Source organism: Moraxella catarrhalis (genome assembly GCF_001656295.1).
Lineage (GTDB): Bacteria > Pseudomonadota > Gammaproteobacteria > Pseudomonadales > Moraxellaceae > Moraxella > Moraxella veridica.
Genome location: NZ_LXHE01000005.1, coordinates 50287 through 66315 on the forward strand (window position 1 = coordinate 50287; position 16029 = coordinate 66315).

General features: G+C 34.6%; 23 protein-coding genes and 1 pseudogene. 4 read left to right on the forward strand and 20 right to left on the reverse strand.

Features of this window, described 5'->3' with window-relative positions; genetic code table 11:
* Nucleotides 1-81: 81 nt before the first annotated feature.
* Entirely contained in the window at nt 82-468 is a 387-nt protein-coding gene (locus AO382_RS03135) for a helix-turn-helix domain-containing protein (protein WP_064618111.1), read from the forward strand.
* Between the two features lie 11 nt (nt 469-479).
* Nucleotides 480-908 carry a hypothetical protein gene (locus AO382_RS03140; protein WP_064618113.1) on the forward strand — a complete coding sequence of 143 codons (429 nt, stop codon included), beginning with the start codon at nt 480-482 and terminating at the stop codon, nt 906-908.
* 142 nt (nt 909-1050) lie between these two features.
* On the opposite strand, the gene AO382_RS03145 is transcribed toward AO382_RS03140, so the two are convergent.
* From AO382_RS03145 to AO382_RS03225, 19 genes and pseudogenes are all read right to left on the reverse strand, one after another.
* Nucleotides 1051-2256, reverse strand: a complete 1206-nt coding sequence (locus tag AO382_RS03145; protein ID WP_147286434.1) for an MFS transporter — start codon at nt 2254-2256, stop codon at nt 1051-1053.
* A gap of 23 nt (nt 2257-2279) precedes the next feature.
* Nucleotides 2280-3077, reverse strand: a complete 798-nt coding sequence (locus tag AO382_RS10405; RefSeq protein ID WP_404932964.1) for an L-tyrosine/L-tryptophan isonitrile synthase family protein — start codon at nt 3075-3077, stop codon at nt 2280-2282.
* A complete protein-coding gene (locus AO382_RS03155; protein WP_064618117.1) occupies nt 3053-3430 on the reverse strand; it encodes a hypothetical protein in 378 nt (125 codons plus the stop codon). The genes AO382_RS10405 and AO382_RS03155 overlap by 25 nt, the downstream gene beginning before the upstream one ends.
* A 41-nt stretch (nt 3431-3471) precedes the next feature.
* Nucleotides 3472-4224, reverse strand: a complete 753-nt coding sequence (locus AO382_RS03160) for a helix-turn-helix transcriptional regulator (protein ID WP_064618119.1) — start codon at nt 4222-4224, stop codon at nt 3472-3474.
* Nucleotides 4221-5135: a DMT family transporter gene (locus AO382_RS03165; RefSeq protein ID WP_064618121.1), complete on the reverse strand. Its 915-nt coding sequence runs from the start codon at nt 5133-5135 to the stop codon at nt 4221-4223. The genes AO382_RS03160 and AO382_RS03165 overlap by 4 nt, the downstream gene beginning before the upstream one ends.
* Nucleotides 5132-6022, reverse strand: a complete 891-nt coding sequence (locus tag AO382_RS03170) for a 2OG-Fe dioxygenase family protein (protein WP_064618123.1) — start codon at nt 6020-6022, stop codon at nt 5132-5134. The genes AO382_RS03165 and AO382_RS03170 overlap by 4 nt, the downstream gene beginning before the upstream one ends.
* 247 nt (nt 6023-6269) lie before the next feature.
* On the reverse strand, nt 6270-6470 hold the full coding sequence (locus AO382_RS03175) for a hypothetical protein (RefSeq protein WP_147286433.1): 201 nt from the start codon (nt 6468-6470) through the stop codon (nt 6270-6272).
* Nucleotides 6467-7381 carry a hypothetical protein gene (locus tag AO382_RS03180; RefSeq protein ID WP_064618127.1) on the reverse strand — a complete coding sequence of 305 codons (915 nt, stop codon included), beginning with the start codon at nt 7379-7381 and terminating at the stop codon, nt 6467-6469. The genes AO382_RS03175 and AO382_RS03180 overlap by 4 nt, the downstream gene beginning before the upstream one ends.
* Nucleotides 7382-7390: 9 nt before the next feature.
* Complete coding sequence (locus AO382_RS03185) at nt 7391-7762, reverse strand: hypothetical protein (protein ID WP_064618129.1); 372 nt, start codon at nt 7760-7762, stop codon at nt 7391-7393.
* A gap of 181 nt (nt 7763-7943) precedes the next feature.
* A complete protein-coding gene (locus AO382_RS03190; protein WP_064618131.1) occupies nt 7944-8180 on the reverse strand; it encodes a hypothetical protein in 237 nt (78 codons plus the stop codon).
* Between the two features lie 238 nt (nt 8181-8418).
* Nucleotides 8419-8952 carry a hypothetical protein gene (locus AO382_RS03195; RefSeq protein ID WP_064618133.1) on the reverse strand — a complete coding sequence of 178 codons (534 nt, stop codon included), beginning with the start codon at nt 8950-8952 and terminating at the stop codon, nt 8419-8421.
* Between the two features lie 74 nt (nt 8953-9026).
* Nucleotides 9027-9818: a hypothetical protein gene (locus tag AO382_RS03200; protein WP_064618135.1), complete on the reverse strand. Its 792-nt coding sequence runs from the start codon at nt 9816-9818 to the stop codon at nt 9027-9029.
* Between the two features lie 44 nt (nt 9819-9862).
* Entirely contained in the window at nt 9863-10273 is a 411-nt protein-coding gene (locus tag AO382_RS03205; RefSeq protein WP_064618137.1) for a hypothetical protein, read from the reverse strand.
* Nucleotides 10274-10301: 28 nt separating this feature from the next.
* Nucleotides 10302-10679: an integrase core domain-containing protein gene (locus AO382_RS10865; RefSeq protein ID WP_201030211.1), complete on the reverse strand. Its 378-nt coding sequence runs from the start codon at nt 10677-10679 to the stop codon at nt 10302-10304.
* An 8-nt stretch (nt 10680-10687) separates the two neighbouring features.
* On the reverse strand, nt 10688-11140 hold the full coding sequence (locus AO382_RS10870; RefSeq protein ID WP_201030212.1) for a hypothetical protein: 453 nt from the start codon (nt 11138-11140) through the stop codon (nt 10688-10690).
* A gap of 435 nt (nt 11141-11575) precedes the next feature.
* Complete coding sequence (imm40, locus tag AO382_RS03215) at nt 11576-11878, reverse strand: Imm40 family immunity protein (protein WP_227513615.1); 303 nt, start codon at nt 11876-11878, stop codon at nt 11576-11578.
* A gap of 13 nt (nt 11879-11891) precedes the next feature.
* On the reverse strand, nt 11892-12329 hold the full coding sequence (locus AO382_RS11370) for a hypothetical protein (protein WP_309544248.1): 438 nt from the start codon (nt 12327-12329) through the stop codon (nt 11892-11894).
* A 30-nt stretch (nt 12330-12359) separates the two neighbouring features.
* A pseudogene (locus tag AO382_RS11010) lies at nt 12360-12527 on the reverse strand (VENN motif pre-toxin domain-containing protein); the annotation flags it as partial.
* Nucleotides 12528-12779: 252 nt separating this feature from the next.
* The gene (locus AO382_RS03225) at nt 12780-13244 is read right to left on the reverse strand and encodes a hypothetical protein (protein ID WP_064618140.1); all 465 of its coding nucleotides are present in this window, start codon (nt 13242-13244) and stop codon (nt 12780-12782) included.
* Nucleotides 13245-14029: 785 nt separating this feature from the next.
* Here AO382_RS03225 and AO382_RS03230 point away from each other — a divergent pair.
* Nucleotides 14030-14329 (forward strand): helix-turn-helix domain-containing protein, encoded by a 300-nt coding sequence (locus tag AO382_RS03230; protein ID WP_064618142.1) that lies wholly within the window; start codon nt 14030-14032, stop codon nt 14327-14329.
* Nucleotides 14326-15180: a type II toxin-antitoxin system HipA family toxin gene (locus tag AO382_RS03235; RefSeq protein ID WP_064618144.1), complete on the forward strand. Its 855-nt coding sequence runs from the start codon at nt 14326-14328 to the stop codon at nt 15178-15180. Before AO382_RS03230 ends, AO382_RS03235 begins: the two co-directional genes overlap by 4 nt.
* Nucleotides 15181-15267: 87 nt before the next feature.
* Here the strand turns inward: AO382_RS03235 and AO382_RS03240 are convergent, their stop codons facing one another.
* The gene (locus AO382_RS03240; RefSeq protein WP_064618146.1) at nt 15268-15969 is read right to left on the reverse strand and encodes an IS1 family transposase; all 702 of its coding nucleotides are present in this window, start codon (nt 15967-15969) and stop codon (nt 15268-15270) included.
* Nucleotides 15970-16029: the final 60 nt, after the last annotated feature.

A 16029-nucleotide genomic window follows, 5' to 3' on the forward strand; every position in this document is an offset into this window, starting at 1 on the left:
CCATGGTACATTATATTTGTTATAATAACATTCTGTTATATTAACCAATATATTAATAAATATCAATAGGAAGTTAATATTTTGAATAAGTTATTTTTAGTAGAAGAAAGAAATCGCTTAGGTCTAAAAGCAAAAGATATCGCAGATTATACAGGCGTAGCAATTCCTACTCAGTCGAATTACGAACAAGGAAAGCGATATCCTGATGCCGCTTACCTCATGAAATTGGCTGAGTTAGGATTTGATATTAATTATGTACTAACAGGCAGACAAGATAGCTTGATGCTTTCTCCTCAAGAGAGAATGCTGATTGATTTGTTTCGCCAATCTTCTGAATCTGTTCAAAGACATATTCTCGCTGGATTATTGACTAATAAGACGTCAGAAAATCAAAAGTCAGGGAATACTGTATTTGTTGGACAGACTAATAGTGGCAATGTGGCAGGTAATAATTTAGAAGTTAAATAAAGGTTCACCGTATGGCGAATAATCAAGTTGTAGTTGGAAGTGGCAATAGCGGTAATGTGAGTGGTGGCGATTTGATAGTGAACCATTCATTGCCATGCAAAAATGGTGATGCGATGCTTGCTTACGAAGATTATCAGCGTATGCCTTATTGTAATCGATGTATTGAAAATTCTCGCATTTATACTCAAAGAGTGTATCACCAAATTAGCGTTGCATGCTGTGTATTGTTAAACATTATAATTATTGGTGGTTACTGGCTCATTTTCGATAAATTGCCTAATTTTATGCTTTTATTTTTGGAAAATAACCCCCTTGCTAGACAGTTATCTCCGCTTTTTTCAAGTGCGATAGCGGTTTCACTGATTTTTGTTGTTGGAACAGCTATCGCAAGTATGGCAGCATTTACATATAATGAAAAATATTTTCAATATCATAGATAAAAATGATGGCATTAGCACTATAAAAATTGAGTAAATTACTCTACTTGGGTTAATTTAGATAATTTTTTATCTATAGCAATTTTTTCAAATAAGGCTATTTGATTACGCCTGTACCAATGCTCATCATTAAAACAATCATCTCTCACTGTTCTATATATGTAGTAAGCTTATTACTTTCTTTTAAAGTCATGAGTAAAGGAATTAATAAAAACAGACTTGCTAAAATAATTATAAAATTAAAATTTTTATAATTTAAAATTAATCCAGCTAATAGCGAGCCTGTTATTAATCCTAATGGCGGAAATATTTCAACAATACCCCGAAATTTTGGATACATTATGCCATAGGGATTAACTGCAATTATATTTGAAGCAACTGAATAACCAAACGCCCAAACAATGCCTGCAATTAACATAGCAACTAATAAAATATTATAATTTACATCCTGATTCCAAATCATATAAGCAGAGATTAGAAAGGCTATGATGCTAATAAATAAACTAGCTTTTAAAACAGATGCTAAATGAAACTTACTCATTAGTATTGGTACTAATATTATAGGCAAATACATTGCCACCATATGCCACTGAACTAGGTTAGATATATTTGATGCTGTCATCTTTCTTGCTGTTGCTTCTAATGGAACAGAAGTCATTACTAAGGCCATAGTCACATAACTACAAAATCCTATCAAACCACCTAAATATAATAATGATTTATATACACCAAGATTTTTCTCTATCTTACTGATTGCTAAGTTTGGATTTACTCTATTGATAGAATATTTTGTTGGTAAAGTCAAACTCAAAATTAATGCTAAGACTCCAAAAATAGCAACTGCAATATAAGCTTTATAAAATAGTTCAGGACTAGGTGCTATTTGTTTAGCAATCCAAGGTCCTACAATTGCTCCAATAATTCCACTAACTAAGACCAAATTAGTGTTCCAAGGTGATTTAATTTTCGCCATATCTTGTACTAAGAGACGATGATAGTTAGATAGCCCCATAAATATGCCTACTAGCAACAAACTAAAAGAAAAAATATAAAATAAATTATGTTGCACCGAAAATGAGGAGGTAAGTCCTGATATGATACAAAGAAGGGCAGATATAGCATAGGTTTTTCTTAAACCAATGAGGTTAATCAATGACATGCCACAACGAGAACCAACAATCATCCCAATGCCTATCATAGCATAAGAAGCAGCACCTCCAAGATTGCTATGAGTGAGCAATTGTCCCGACCTCACTGTAATACTAAGGTCCAAACTAGCAACAGAAAAGGATATAGCGTAAAGAATTGCAAATCTTAGCGTGTTCATATTTAGCGAATTAATAATACTCATCTCGTTTCTCAACTTTTGGTCTGTTAGGCAATGTAGAAATCTGAAAAATTATAATTATTAATGTAGCGTTTAACTCCTATCTGCGAAGCGACATTAATTTCGGGCTGAATTAACATACAATCATTTCCATCTAGTGTTTTTAACACTGCAATTCCATGATAAGGAAGCAATTTAGAAGCTTTTTTATACTCAGGATAAATTCTTAGACCTAATATATCTTGTTGCTTTTGATGGATTGTTGCTCTAATAGAATTAGGGAAATATTTTTCTTCCCATGAAAGTTGAGACATTGCATATTTCAAGGAACGGTAATCAATAAATGCCCGTTTAGTTCTTCTTAAAACCTCCTTACCAAATGTATTTAAAAAGTCATTATCTCTAAAAGTTTTTACTATATCTTCATAAGGTGCAATTATGTCTCTCGTAGTAATAGTGCCTGCCATAGCAGAAACCCAAGCCCTATGTTCAATATTATCTAGACCATAACTTGAATCAACTGATAGTTTTTCGTACATATCCATATAACTGTCTTCAAATTTTTTTATATCATGTTTTGCCATATCGCACATATCATGAATATAAAGACTCGCTAGTTTTTCTTGTGCTAAATACTCTTTCAAATCGTCTAAATAATTAGATGAAATGATAGGGTCGGACCCTAAGGGACGTACATAGAAATTTGAATCAGCAATAATCTGAAAACGTAATTCAATATTAGTCACCTCTAAAAATAGCTGAGAAATATTTTGCAATGAATGTAATGAGCAAGCTTCAGCAAAAGTGACAGTTGTTGGTTCTATCCGTTTTGCCCGATTACACAAAATATTGGGATAACAATATCGAGAGGTGTTGAGTTTTTTATGACTTGGTCAATGATATTTCGAACTTTTAAAGACTCCCTAAAGCGTCGTCTTGAATTAAATTGAAAAGCATGATGGTTTAAGAACTCAATAATTAATTCTTTTTTCGAGTGATATTTATATGAGTTATGAAATTTTCCAATGTCAAAATCTTTATATGTAGAATATTTTTTCAGTAATAATTTTTTATCCCCTTCATATTTGATGTTTGGTGAAAGTGAGGACAAATTAGGAAATTTCTCAGACCAAGTATAATTAGAGGTGGGTAGTGAATCAGCCAATAGACTTTCTATTGTGACGGTATTGTAAGACATCCGTGTCTCCTTTTTATGTTGTCGTTAAAAATATGAATAATTTATCTTTTGTGAGCCAAAGACTGTCCTTTAGCTCGAAACTTCTGGGGTGTTTCATGGTAACAAAGAGAAAAACGCCTTATAAATGCTGAAAGATTTTGATAGCCACATTTCTCGGCAATAATAGTGATAGGCATATCCGTATTAATAATCAAACCTCTAGCCATTTGCATACGAAGCTCAGTAATATAAGCTTTGGGTGTATATCCAAATTGTTTTTTGAAGACTTTTTTAAAATGACTCTCACTAAGACAAGCAGCCTTTGCGAGCGAATCTAGTGTATGTTCTGCACTAATATCATTTTTTATAATGTTTAAAACATTAATAAGCCGACTATCAATTCTTTTATCAGAACTAATTTTTTTCAAAAACTCCATTAGCAGTTTTAACATGTAATCATTCATCACTTGGTCAAAATCTGTTAGTAATTGCCTTTCAACAACCCCAATAAATGCTAAGAGTTTATTATCGAGCGAAAAATGCAACTCATTAACTGGCTCTAATGCAACGAAATCTATATCGTCAGTATTAATTACCAAGAAACGAAAGTCTGTCCTAGCGGTAAATTGGTGATGAACACCTTTTGGGATAATACAGACCTCTCCATAGCTAACAATAATTAATTTGCCATTTATTATCAGGTTGATATGTCCTAGTAATGGGATAAGTATTTGATGATAGTTATGGCTATGCCCAATTAAATTTGTATTATAAGTTCGTATGAACAAATTATCTAAATGGTCTTGATTTATCATTTTCTACTGGTCTTATTTAATATAAATGTCTTAAATTGGTAGATAAAAAGAACGACACAAACCATAATACTACCAAAAATAGTTAACAAATTTAAGTGTTTATGGAAAAAAATACTTTCTAAAACCATTGTCAATAATGGCAATAAAAAAAATAATGTACTGGCCTTCTCAGCATTACTATGTCTTAGCATTCGCATTAATAATAAAAATGCCCCTACAGAAACTACTGCTCCCATCCATAATAGTGCTGAAATAAAGTAAAAATTAAAGTTGAAGCTCAATCCTTTCATGACAGTGGTAGCTCCAAATATCATAAAAGCCACAATAGTTTGGAGTAATAAAGTTAAAATTGGATTGCTTGTAATTTTGGACTGAATGATAGTTCCAAAAGTGATAGAGATTAAGGCACAAGCTGCCATCACTATTCCCAATAGATTAATTTGTTCAATTTTATGATATCCTAAGGTAGCAATAGCCAATCCTATAAAACAACCACCGAGCAAAGCAATATCATAATAGTTGACATTATTTGAAGTTGCTAACTTCGTAATAATAGGTTGCATCCCTAGAATTAAAATAATCATCCCTAACGATAAATGAGTATTAATGGATAAAAAATAGAAAACTAGATACAGAACTTGGAGCAGTAGCCCTGAAGCAATGATACGAACAAAATCATTTTTTTTAAGTGTAGGTATTACAGCAAGATATTCTTTATTGGATAAAAATATCATGGTAAGCAGAGATAGTGCCAAAGCTGACCTTAAAAAAAGAAAACTCCAAACGTCTGCATACTGTAAACCTAGCTTAGAAAATAGAGCCCCTCCACTCCAAATTATTAAAAACACAAAAGGTACAAATTTATTTACTAGACTTTCTACTTCTAGTTTATTTGAATTAGTTAAACTCATAATTGGTACTCTAACTTAAAGTCAACTGGATAATCAGGGTGTGGATTAGTAGAATCGTAAGGAAAAGATATATGCTTCTCTAAGCAAGGTTTTCTTGTAAAGAAAATCAACATATCCCTAGTTGCTCGCTCTGTTGGATTAATTTGAAAAACAGGGCTTAAGCTATGTTTAAATTCGTTATCCTTTATCAAGAGACTATCTAAGAATTTTTTATGCCGCATTGAGTTTACAAGATTTTCATTTTTTGTTTCTTCAAAACAAATGCCACTTTTTTCAAGATTGGAATGTATATTTGTGATAGCACTATTTTCAGTCATGTTATAATGCCCTAACATGATAGTCATTGTGTGGTCAACACCATCAGAATGTACGCCTTCTAAAGCAGGCTCACCTAATAAACCCTCCTGTGTTATAGTTCTTAAATGAAACACCGTGGTAACCCAATTGACTGAACTATAATCAAGGTTTTTACGAGCTAGTATATCGATGTTAGAAATAATATGGTTTTTTACTTTAAGCATTCCTTGAAAGGCTAAATTTCTTGTTAGTTGTTCTTCTAAGCCAACAAAATATCTGATTTTTCCTGAATCATGACGAATAAAATCCTCATCTACTGAAAGCACAAATGGTTGAAATTCCGTTCTGTAGATTACTTTGCTTAAATTATTATGAAAAAATCTACCATTTCTGCTTTCTCTAAATTCTAAAGTTGGGTCTGAAGGAAGATTATCACTCATTTCCTTCAAATGATTAATTTCTTCAATACTGATACCCATATCTTGTAGCAACTCAATCATCTGTTCACTTGAAATAAAGAGATAACCATCCTGCTGATATAGTTTTTTAAGCTTACAAATATTTTTCAGAAATCGCTCATTGTTCTTCATTTTATTACTCCTCAAAAAATTAAAGAGTAATCAATAAAACAAACGAACTGTAACTAGAAAATATTCAAAAATGTGCTAAAAAGATTTTTTATGCTGAAAAAAACTGGATATGGTTTAAATCCATTATTTTCGTAAGTGAGATGAATTTAATTGATAGGATTTAGCTTTATCTTTATATTGAAGAATACATGAGTGTTCATGTTAATAGAGAACGACTGTTTATGAGAGATAAGAATAAATGTTCAAGTTAAATAGAACCTGCACCCAGCTGATCAACAATAGCCGAAGTTTGTGGGGTTCTCACCACTTTTTTAGTTATCTCAGAGACACCAAAACCAATTACTGTCTTACTAACACCCTCATTTTCTATTTTCGATGCTATCGCCAATGGCTCTGTCACTACTTTTAAATATTTACCCCCTGGTATAAAATAAGAAGCGTTAGTCATGGTTTCCATTCCCTTCTGATCCATCTCTCTACAATGTCGTGTTCATTTAAGGAACAAGCAACAAGTGGTGGATTATTCATTACCGCTGTATTATGTGCCTCAAGAGACCTGCTGTAGTCAGTATAGGGGGTTCTGGTTGTTGGGGTTGGCAAAGGCTGTTGATTGCCAACAATTCTATTATTATTCCAAGTATACTGATATGATGCAAAATCTCCTTTACCAGTATGGCTTTGAATGTATCCAACTAAATTTGGATCAACTTTGGGGATGTTTAAACTAATGCCTGTACCATGATTATTCCATTGTACACCAACCAAAGTATCATAACCCAAATCCGGTCTATTTGATGGAGCAGCGTTATGACTATCAGCACTTTCATAGAAGTTGCCTTTTTTAAAATTAGCAGCTCTTAGAGCATTAGCAATTTGTTCTTTTGACCATTTTTTATTGCCGCCCTGTCTTTTGTAGAGCTCTTCAATAACCCAAGCCTCCCCCTTATTGGCATGCAACTGCCGATTAAAGGCATCTGCATTCACCGCATAGGCTGTGCTACTGGTGTCAAGTCCCGTACCTGCACCCACTCCTGCAATGGCAAGGCTCAATACGGAATTACTCATACTTTCGGCAGTGTTCTTGTCCAAACCTTGTTCAATGAGTTTCTCTGTCAGTTTGTCTTGTATTTCGTTCAGTCTGGGGGCAACACCTGCTACCGCTCCTGTGGTGACAGCACCTTCAACAGTGCCTGTAGCCAGGGCAGCGACTGCAGTATGCAAAGCAACACGATAGATGCCGCCTTCACTCCATTTATCGATTTCTTTGATGGTATTTTGAATGGCTTGGATTTTTGCCTGAGAAGTGCCTTGAGGTATGGCGATATGAACTTCTCTGCGTTTAATGTCTTTACTTTCCAATTGATGGCATTAAATGGTTTCCAACTCAACATTTTCACAGATAATTTCAATACTAAAACTGGTGGGGATACCAAAGCTAGTTGCAATCGGGCTCAAACCTCCGCCATAATCCAATAGATTGTCTCTATCTGTAATTTCACCAAGCTCTATAATATCTTTATAGGATTTTTCACCTATATCATAAGATTTAACAAATTTTAAATAAGTGTAATCCTTAAAACTTATTCTTACATCATCAAAATAATTTTGAACAATGGGGTGACAATCAACACAATTAACTATAATACTAAAATCTTTATTGGTTAAATTGTAATGATGTAATCCGCCTTCAAATATATATAGGTGTTTAAAATTTTCTTTAGGTATTCGATATACATTCATACTAGTTAACCTTTTTAAAAATAATTGTTTTCATATTATCTTTTCTAAGTAGTGTACCATAACCAATCCCGGATAAGCTCTTTCGATAGCATTAGCAACATCTGCCACATACGGATCTGATGATTGAAAGGTTTACTGAAAATGCGATGCGGAAGTTGATTATGACTAAAGCTTTATCTATTTACTCTACTAAACCCCAGTAACCTCTAAATGGACCATCTGGATAAACTAATCGCCAAATTTCATTACTTGACACACATTCAAACCATCTTTCATGAGTATTAATGCTTAGGTAGTATGATTGCACTGAAATTTCAATAATATTACCATTCTCAATATGAGCCTCTAACCATTTTTTAAACCTTAAAAATTCGCCTAAGCTTGCAAATTCATTAATTTCTTCTAGAAGTACTGTCATTTTTTATTCCTTAATCTAGTCAGTTTTAATCTCTACATCTTTAGGGAATACCACCTGAACTCCACCACCAACCAAACCTTCTTGATTAGCTGCAAAACCTTGATAAAGTCTAGTATTTGGAGGAACCTCTATCTTTACCACATTGGTTGCAGGATTGCCCCACGCTGGATTCAAGGCACTATCAATAATTGACCGAACAGGTCCAGAAGGTTTGGTTGTAGTCCAATAACTTCCTAGTTTAGATGCGTTCCCACCATAAACTCGGTACAATGTCAGGGGGTTTGTTAGTAACAATTTCAACATATATTCCGCTTCTGAAAGTGTTGGCAACACTCAAGGGTAAAGGTCCCTGTTGGTTCATTGGACCATAAGTATTCACAACTCTACTGTTGGGTAATTTTGGTGTAAGTCCTATCGTCGCAACCTCAACCGCATTCTGTGCCACTCCGCCAACATTTGCCTCCTCTTCATTGCTATAAGGAAATGTTTGTGGCACCTCTTTATGAAACACATTTGCAATACTATTGGCGGTATCAGAAGGTATGTTGCTAACACCTTTTGCTATACCAACGGTACTTATTTGTGCCGCTTGTGTTAGTACTGCCTGATTAACTTGCTGCTGTGTTTGTTTTGGGGTATTGTTTATAACGCTGTTTAGTAGCCCCTTATATTTGGTGGTATTAGTATTTTGTTGGCTATTTGCTCTTTCTTGTGGTGTAGCTACTATGTGAAAACCGTTTTTTCTAAGAAAATTTTCAGCAGCTTCTGACAATCTTTTTTCTTTAGCTGTTGCACTGGTTTGATGGGCTTTTCTAAAATTGTCATCAGCATTTCTATAAGCTTAGGCTAATACTGCTCGCCAAGCTTCTTCATAGGTAATATCCTGTTCTTTGGCAAATTGTTTGAGTTTTGCCCATCTTTACCAAATATCTTTTCAATTTCATTGTCGTGCAACCAGCGATTATTCACCTCCACATTGGTCGCCATCAATGTACTTGAAGTATCAAGTCCTGATGTTTCACCTGCCGTCAGTAAAGTCATCCCAATGATTGCTTTTGCAGCCAGTTCTGCTTTGTGTTTGGATTCTAGGCTGTCATCATTGGCAAGTTTTTCGGTAAGAATTGCTTCAAGTTTTTCAATTTGTGGTGCAGCTGCTGCCACACCACCTGTGGCAAAAGCTCCTTCCGCCGTTCCAGTTGCCAAAGCACCCATAGCTGTATGTAATGCCACGCGGTAAATACCACCTTCACTCCATTTGGCTGCTTCACTTAGGATGTCATTGATCTGTTCGTCGCTCAAATGTTCGATATTTTGTAACTGCGATAGGATAGCATCTTGTTGATACTGACTAAACTCCGCCACTGCCTTTGGTGCTTCTTTGCCAAACTCTGTGGTAATCACCACCTGAGCATTTAACTCTTTAAGTGCTTGTGCTTGGTGAAAGTCATTGGTGATGATTGGGTTAAGCTGGTTTTGAACTTCTGCTTGGTTGACATTGGCAGTGTTGATATGGGAGAGACCTGCTTGGTCTGTGATGGCAGAGTGGGTGGTACTGGTTTTATGAGCTGGGGTTATTGTACCATAGCCTAAGCCTGATTGTCCGGTTAGTGGCAATGTATTGGTATCGTGAATTTTCATCCTATTTTTTTGTGCAAACAATTACACGCATACCTTTAACTTAACTAAAAAAATAAATATGAATACCTTAGATCCCTATATTTAATTTCATTACTATCATAAGATGATACATGAAAATCCACATTATTTAAAACCCCTTTATATTTTACTGGTTCGGTAAAATTTTCCACAATTATCTTTCCATTATTTTTCTTTCTTTTTATATATATGTATGTTTCAAGAGGATATTCAGCATAAGGAACAATTAAATATGCATTCCTACTAATTATAATACCATCATAAACTCTAAAAAAAGTATCCCTACCTTGATGGTGTTGTATTATTGTTATGCAAATTTCATCACAGTAATAATAAGCTGTTTCTTTTGCTAGAAATAAGTATGCCAAAAATATTGATATGGATATTAAAAAAATAACCTTAAAATAAAAACTCAATATATAATTAAAAATCGCCATTTAGTTAAAAACCTTATATGTAAAAACCTCAAGCGTTATTTACACCCTGATTAAAATAAAGCTTCAGCCATTCATAGGGTGTAAAGGTCTGTGTTTTACCTTGTTCATCTTTTTTGACTAAAGCACTGTGTGGTTTGACAGTATTGTAGAAGTTTAAAAATCTATCAAGTTCTTGTTTTCTGTGATTACTGTCGTTAAATTCTGTTTTATCATGCCACATTTGCATTAAGGTTCTGATCACTCGCTCAGCTTTGCCGTTGGTTTGTGGTCTACCAACTTTGGTGAACTTTTGATTGATGTTGTTTTGGTAGCAGGCTTTGATAAATTCATGACCCTTTGTGCCTTTATACTCTGTGCCATTGTCTGAATACGCCACATCAATCACATAAGGACAAGGTTCGACCACATGCTCGGTTAAGACTTAGCAGCACTAAATGCTGTCTTATCAGGCATGATGGCTGCATACAACTCACGAGAATAATCATCAATGGCAACAAATAAATATTCTCTTGGGCTATTTGTAGTTTGCCCCTTAAGCAAAGGCAATCGCTTGGTATCAAAGTGCATCATCTCACCTAGGTAAGATTTGTTATAACGCTTTGCTTGCTTTTTGAGCTTGTCTTGTATTGACCTTTCAACTTTGGCAAGCCTTTTAACACCAAATCTGGCTTGTTTAAAGCGATTGTTGGTACTAGATTGTGGTTTTAGCAGACGATGACGAGCCAGTTTTAAGACTTTGTAAATCGTAGGTCTTGAAACTTTGTACTCTTCTGCCAAAGAAACAATGGTTCGCTTATCTTTGGTATAAGCATCCCAAATGGCTTGTCTTTGAAATGGCAATAATCGAGTATTTTTATGTATGTTCATAGCAGTATTATCTTATAATACTGTAAATAACGCTAGTTTGTTTTACACCATAATTGTTTACTTTTTGCATTCCAAGGAGTTTGAGTTATTAATGTTGCACTCTTTTAATTGATATGATTAGTCCAGCAGAAATACTATCTCTTGCTATTTCATAAGTCTCATCTGAGACCTTTTTGAACAATTTGTCTGTTTTAGTGGCACCATTATTATTCTCCACCGCCCCCCTTGCCAGTCTCGCTCCCACTCACCGTATCGGCTACATTGCCATCAGTTGCTGTGTAAGTTGTGGCTACTGTGGCAGTGTTAATGATATTAGCAATGGTTTCTTTTTGGTCTTGGTGAGATTTTCTGGATCTTTGGTATTAAATAAGAAACCAGATAAGGCAGGACGACCGCTTCACTGGTTGCTCCTGATTTTAACGGCAAAATAAACAATTAGTTGTTTAAAATAAAAGATACATACAAATTCTCTTCATTTAATTTGTTTAAATATATATTTGCCATTTCAATACTCTCTGAAAAATTATAACCCTCATAGTACCAATTATCATAAGTGGCGACAAATTGACCATCTTGAAGTTTCTCGTATATATCACCGCCTAATATTAAAATTTTTTCATCATTACACAAAACAAAAAAATCTTGAATTAACTCTATCGGCATTACGAATTCATTTATACCTTTACTTTCTAAGTTGCTACCAACTTTTATGTAAAAATCTAATATTTTCTTATTCACTTTACAGCTACCCTCAATTTTCGTTTGGAACAAACAATCTATGGTTTATATTACCATTTGGCTCTCTGATATATTCAAAAACACCTTTTTTGCCTCTATAGCTTCCAGGTATTTCTAATTTGTCTCTTACAACCCCGTCTTTTCCAGTGATTTTTGACACAGTTCCGTGTTTAGCAAACCCATCCACTGATTGTGGAAATGAGTGATAATCACCTGAAGAAGCTTGTATTTTTACTTTCTGTGTGTATTTAGCTCCATCAAAAAAGTTTTCTGCTTTAATAATATTTTTTGTTGCCTCTGTCGCTCTTTCTACTTTAATAACTGCAGATACACCAGCAGGTAGAAAAGGTAATGCTGTAGCAACACCATCATATATTAACCCCACACCATCAATTGTTGCAGAGCCATAATTTCCTTCTGAAATATTATATCCAAATGAAGCTGCTCCCACCCCAATATTTGCAATATCCTATACAGTTTCAACAGCATTATTCTCAACCGCCTCCGCCGCCACACCAGCAGCCACAGCCACATCAGTATCAGCAAAGGCAGCGGTGATGCCTGCAATCAGTTTGGCTTGGTTGATGAGTTTGTCTTTTTGTGCTTGGGTTAGGGTGTTTGGGTCATCTACTTGATAATCACCCCACATCTCACCAACGACAGCACCGATGCTGCCTGCTTCACAACGATTTCCTGCCGCTTTGGCAGATAGACAGCCTGTCATGCCAGTGGCAAGTTTGTGAGAGAGATTATTGATAACTTCGCTTGTGGTGACATCATCTACATATCGCCATTTAGATGGCTAATCTTAGTGATGATATACAAGGGTGGATCCAGTCCATCTTACAGAGTTTGACAAAGGCAGAGATGATACATACATGGTTGTTTCACCACACTTAATTTAGTAAAGACAACCTGACTTTTTTGCTGCTTGATTTGCTTGTTCTATTTTAAACAAATCTTTTATGTTAATATGCAAATTTCCAATCTTTATATTTTTTAAGGATATATAGGAGTGATAGTCCTCTATATTATTAAATGCCAGTAGATTTCCAGTATTGTCTAAAATCGCATACATAATATCATTTGGAAAGTACTCAAACATACTACCTTGTGGTTCATCGCATATTTTTCCTTCGGTATAAATTATCAAGTGAATATTGTTATACTCTGTGCGGTTTATGATTGCTCCAATTACTTTTTCATTTTTTAGCGATAGGTACTCAAAAAATGTATTATCCATCTCAATGGCATAATAATCACCATTAAGCCGAATCTCTCCTAAAAAAAAGATTTGTTTATACGAATAAACAATTATTGTAAAAATTAACAGGAATAATATAAAAAATCCTATATATTTTCTCATTGTAAGCCCTTAAGATTTTTTATTTTATCTTATTTTTATCAAAATTAGCATATAAGTAGTTGGTCTGACAATAATTGTTTGTCGGTCATCAGGTAGGATTTTCCACAAATTTCCAGTTATTTTTAATTCACCTAAATCATTAACATCAACTTGAACTTCCAAATCTTTACTAAATTAATAAATCTTTTTAAAAGAGAAAGAAAAAGGGAAAGCTTGGAAGCCTTGATATTAGCGAGATTATAGGCAATAAAAAAGCCTAACTATTAAGTTAGGCTTTCTTTAATTTGGAGCGGGAAACGAGATTCGAACTCGCGACCCCGACCTTGGCAATTCTGTGGAGCAAATTTTTGTTAAACGACCTTAAGTTATATTATTTTACGACCTATGTATTTTCAATAGATAGAGAAACTTATTTGTAATTGAATTTAAGGTAATTTAACGTCATTTTTCTCCAATGAACTATGATTTATGGCACAAAAAATGAGCCATCTTTTACCACAACTTTTCTATCTTAAATTTTATATATTTTAGAATTTCTGAATGAAAGAATGGTTTCATTTAATTTTATGTATATTTTATTATTAAGTAATAATTCATTATATTTTTATTACTTTAATTTTTTAATGTAAAAAATTTTATCATTTAATTTAGATATTTTCACATAATAATGTTGAGTTAAAAGCAATATATAAATTTATTTTTATATTATAAGAAATATATATATTGCTTAAAATAAAATAAGAAATTAATATATTGCAATAAAAGCATAACAAGGATTTTTGCTAATGAATTTACTTGAGCAAATCAAGCAACGTCGAATCGCTCTAAAGCTTAAACAAAAAGATATGCAGATGCGAATTGGCGTATCACGACAACAGTATCAGCAAATTGAATCGAAAGGTAATCCCCGCCTTGATACGTTAGTGTTAATTGCTAAAGGTTTAAATTCTGAACTTATGCTTATTCCTAATGAAAAAAAAAGACAGATTTTGGCTATTTTAAATGACAACCAAGCGATAAAAGATGATATTCAACGCTTAATTGATAACCCGTGGCAAGGCTTATTAGGGGATATGGAAGCATGAAAGTTCGGGTACTGAAATTAACTTTGCACGGTCGTTTGGTGGGTTACTTGGCGGGTTTTGACAATGGCAAGAATGTGCTAACCTTTGCACGGGAATTTATCATGGATGACAACCGCCCTACGCTCAGTTTAACGACTCGCCCTGATTTTCCTTATGCGAATAAACGCTTGTCTGGACAATGGGTAAATCGCCAAAGGCTGAATCCTTTACTTTCCAATTTGTTGCCAGAAGAGTCTTTAAGATTGCTGTTGGCACAAGGTTTAAAAATTCATCAGGATAATGAATTTGAGTTATTGTCTTATTTAGGTCATGATTTGCCTGGGGCGTTAGTAGCTGAAAGTCTTGAGTCTGATGCCGTGCCTAGCTATATTTTTGATTCTGCCAATATTGGTCATGCTACGACGGTTACATTGCCACCACACTATCCGCATTTTTCATTAGCAGGTGTGCAAATGAAACTTTCCATGAAGCAACAAAGCGGACGTTTTACTCTGCCAAATCCTAATAAAGATTCGGAATTAGGTGACTGGATTATTAAAACACCGTCTGTGGTGCATCAAAGCGTTGCCGAAAATGAATATAGCATGATGAAATTGGCTCAGATGGTAGGCGTTGATATTCCCGATATTAAACTGGTGCGGTTAGACAAGTTAGATAACTTGCCCATTCTCAATTTACCCAATGAACCTTATGCGTATGCCATTCGGCGGTTTGACCGTGAAAAGCAAGGTGAAAATGCTAGTCTAAAGCGTATTCATAGTGAAGATTTTACTCAAATTCTTGGTAAATATGCCTATGAAAAATACACAGGCGGTAATTATCAGCAAATCGCCAAAATCCTTTATCAATAATAGCGAAAATGGCATTGCAGATGTCAAACAGATGGCTAGACGATTGCTTGTAAACATTTTGGTGGTGCATTAAAAAGTATGCTGATATCAGACATACCCGTTATTAATATAAAAGAACACTAAATCAAAGGCTTTAAAGTGATTCTCGAGTTTTTTGGAAAAGTTACAACTTCGCCTAACTGCTCGTTTTATCCTATGCCGAATACGGCAATTATTTCCTTCGATGCCCACGGTGAAAAATTTACCAATTCTTTGAGTAAAGCCTTTAAAGCCAGTGACGAAGCTATCCCAATTATCACTGGCAATAACAGCACAAGTTACACCCAAGGCTTGAGGTTTTGCGCTTAATCGTTTAACCGTTTTAAGGTCTCGCTTTCCCCATACATAGGCAACAATTTCGCCTGTTTGACGGTGGTAAGCATAGATGAGCCATTGTTTGTTGCTCTTTTTACCTACGAACATCCATAGCTCGTCTACTTCTAGTTGGTCATAGTGACTTTGCTTTGGTATCAGTCGGTAGTTGCATTTTTCCAAAGTAGCTAATACTTTACCTTGGCTAATCCTTTCAACGCAAGCGATGTCTCTTATGCCACTACCTCGTACCATGAGTTGGCGTATTTTGCTTTCTTTTTGAGAGTGACATCCAAGATAACTTAACGCATGGTCGCCAATAAATTGCCGCCTGCAGTCTTTGCATTGGTAGTTCTGCTTACCATAGCTTTTTTTACCGTTTTTCTTTATACTGTCCCCTAAACAGGCTGGGCAGTTGATGTATAGTGTGATTTGCATTTCACTATTTTATCAATTTCTCAGCCTGTTTTTTTACAGCATACTTTTTAAAGCACTACC

Coding starts and splice junctions, on each gene's coding strand:
- AO382_RS03140 (WP_064618113.1), top strand. CDS start 480: ATGGCGAATAATCAAGTTGTAGTTGGAAGTGGCAATAGCGGTAATGTG.
- AO382_RS03145 (WP_147286434.1), bottom strand. CDS start 2,256: ATGAGTATTATTAATTCGCTAAATATGAACACGCTAAGATTTGCAATT.
- AO382_RS03155 (WP_064618117.1), bottom strand. CDS start 3,430: ATGTCTTACAATACCGTCACAATAGAAAGTCTATTGGCTGATTCACTA.
- AO382_RS03160 (WP_064618119.1), bottom strand. CDS start 4,224: ATGATAAATCAAGACCATTTAGATAATTTGTTCATACGAACTTATAAT.
- AO382_RS03165 (WP_064618121.1), bottom strand. CDS start 5,135: ATGAGTTTAACTAATTCAAATAAACTAGAAGTAGAAAGTCTAGTAAAT.
- AO382_RS03170 (WP_064618123.1), bottom strand. CDS start 6,022: ATGAAGAACAATGAGCGATTTCTGAAAAATATTTGTAAGCTTAAAAAA.
- AO382_RS03175 (WP_147286433.1), bottom strand. CDS start 6,470: ATGACTAACGCTTCTTATTTTATACCAGGGGGTAAATATTTAAAAGTA.
- AO382_RS03185 (WP_064618129.1), bottom strand. CDS start 7,762: ATGAATGTATATCGAATACCTAAAGAAAATTTTAAACACCTATATATA.
- AO382_RS03190 (WP_064618131.1), bottom strand. CDS start 8,180: ATGACAGTACTTCTAGAAGAAATTAATGAATTTGCAAGCTTAGGCGAA.
- AO382_RS03200 (WP_064618135.1), bottom strand. CDS start 9,818: ATGAAAATTCACGATACCAATACATTGCCACTAACCGGACAATCAGGC.
- AO382_RS03205 (WP_064618137.1), bottom strand. CDS start 10,273: ATGGCGATTTTTAATTATATATTGAGTTTTTATTTTAAGGTTATTTTT.
- AO382_RS10870 (WP_201030212.1), bottom strand. CDS start 11,140: ATGAACATACATAAAAATACTCGATTATTGCCATTTCAAAGACAAGCC.
- AO382_RS03225 (WP_064618140.1), bottom strand. CDS start 13,244: ATGAGAAAATATATAGGATTTTTTATATTATTCCTGTTAATTTTTACA.
- AO382_RS03230 (WP_064618142.1), top strand. CDS start 14,030: ATGAATTTACTTGAGCAAATCAAGCAACGTCGAATCGCTCTAAAGCTT.
- AO382_RS03235 (WP_064618144.1), top strand. CDS start 14,326: ATGAAAGTTCGGGTACTGAAATTAACTTTGCACGGTCGTTTGGTGGGT.
- AO382_RS03240 (WP_064618146.1), bottom strand. CDS start 15,969: ATGCAAATCACACTATACATCAACTGCCCAGCCTGTTTAGGGGACAGT.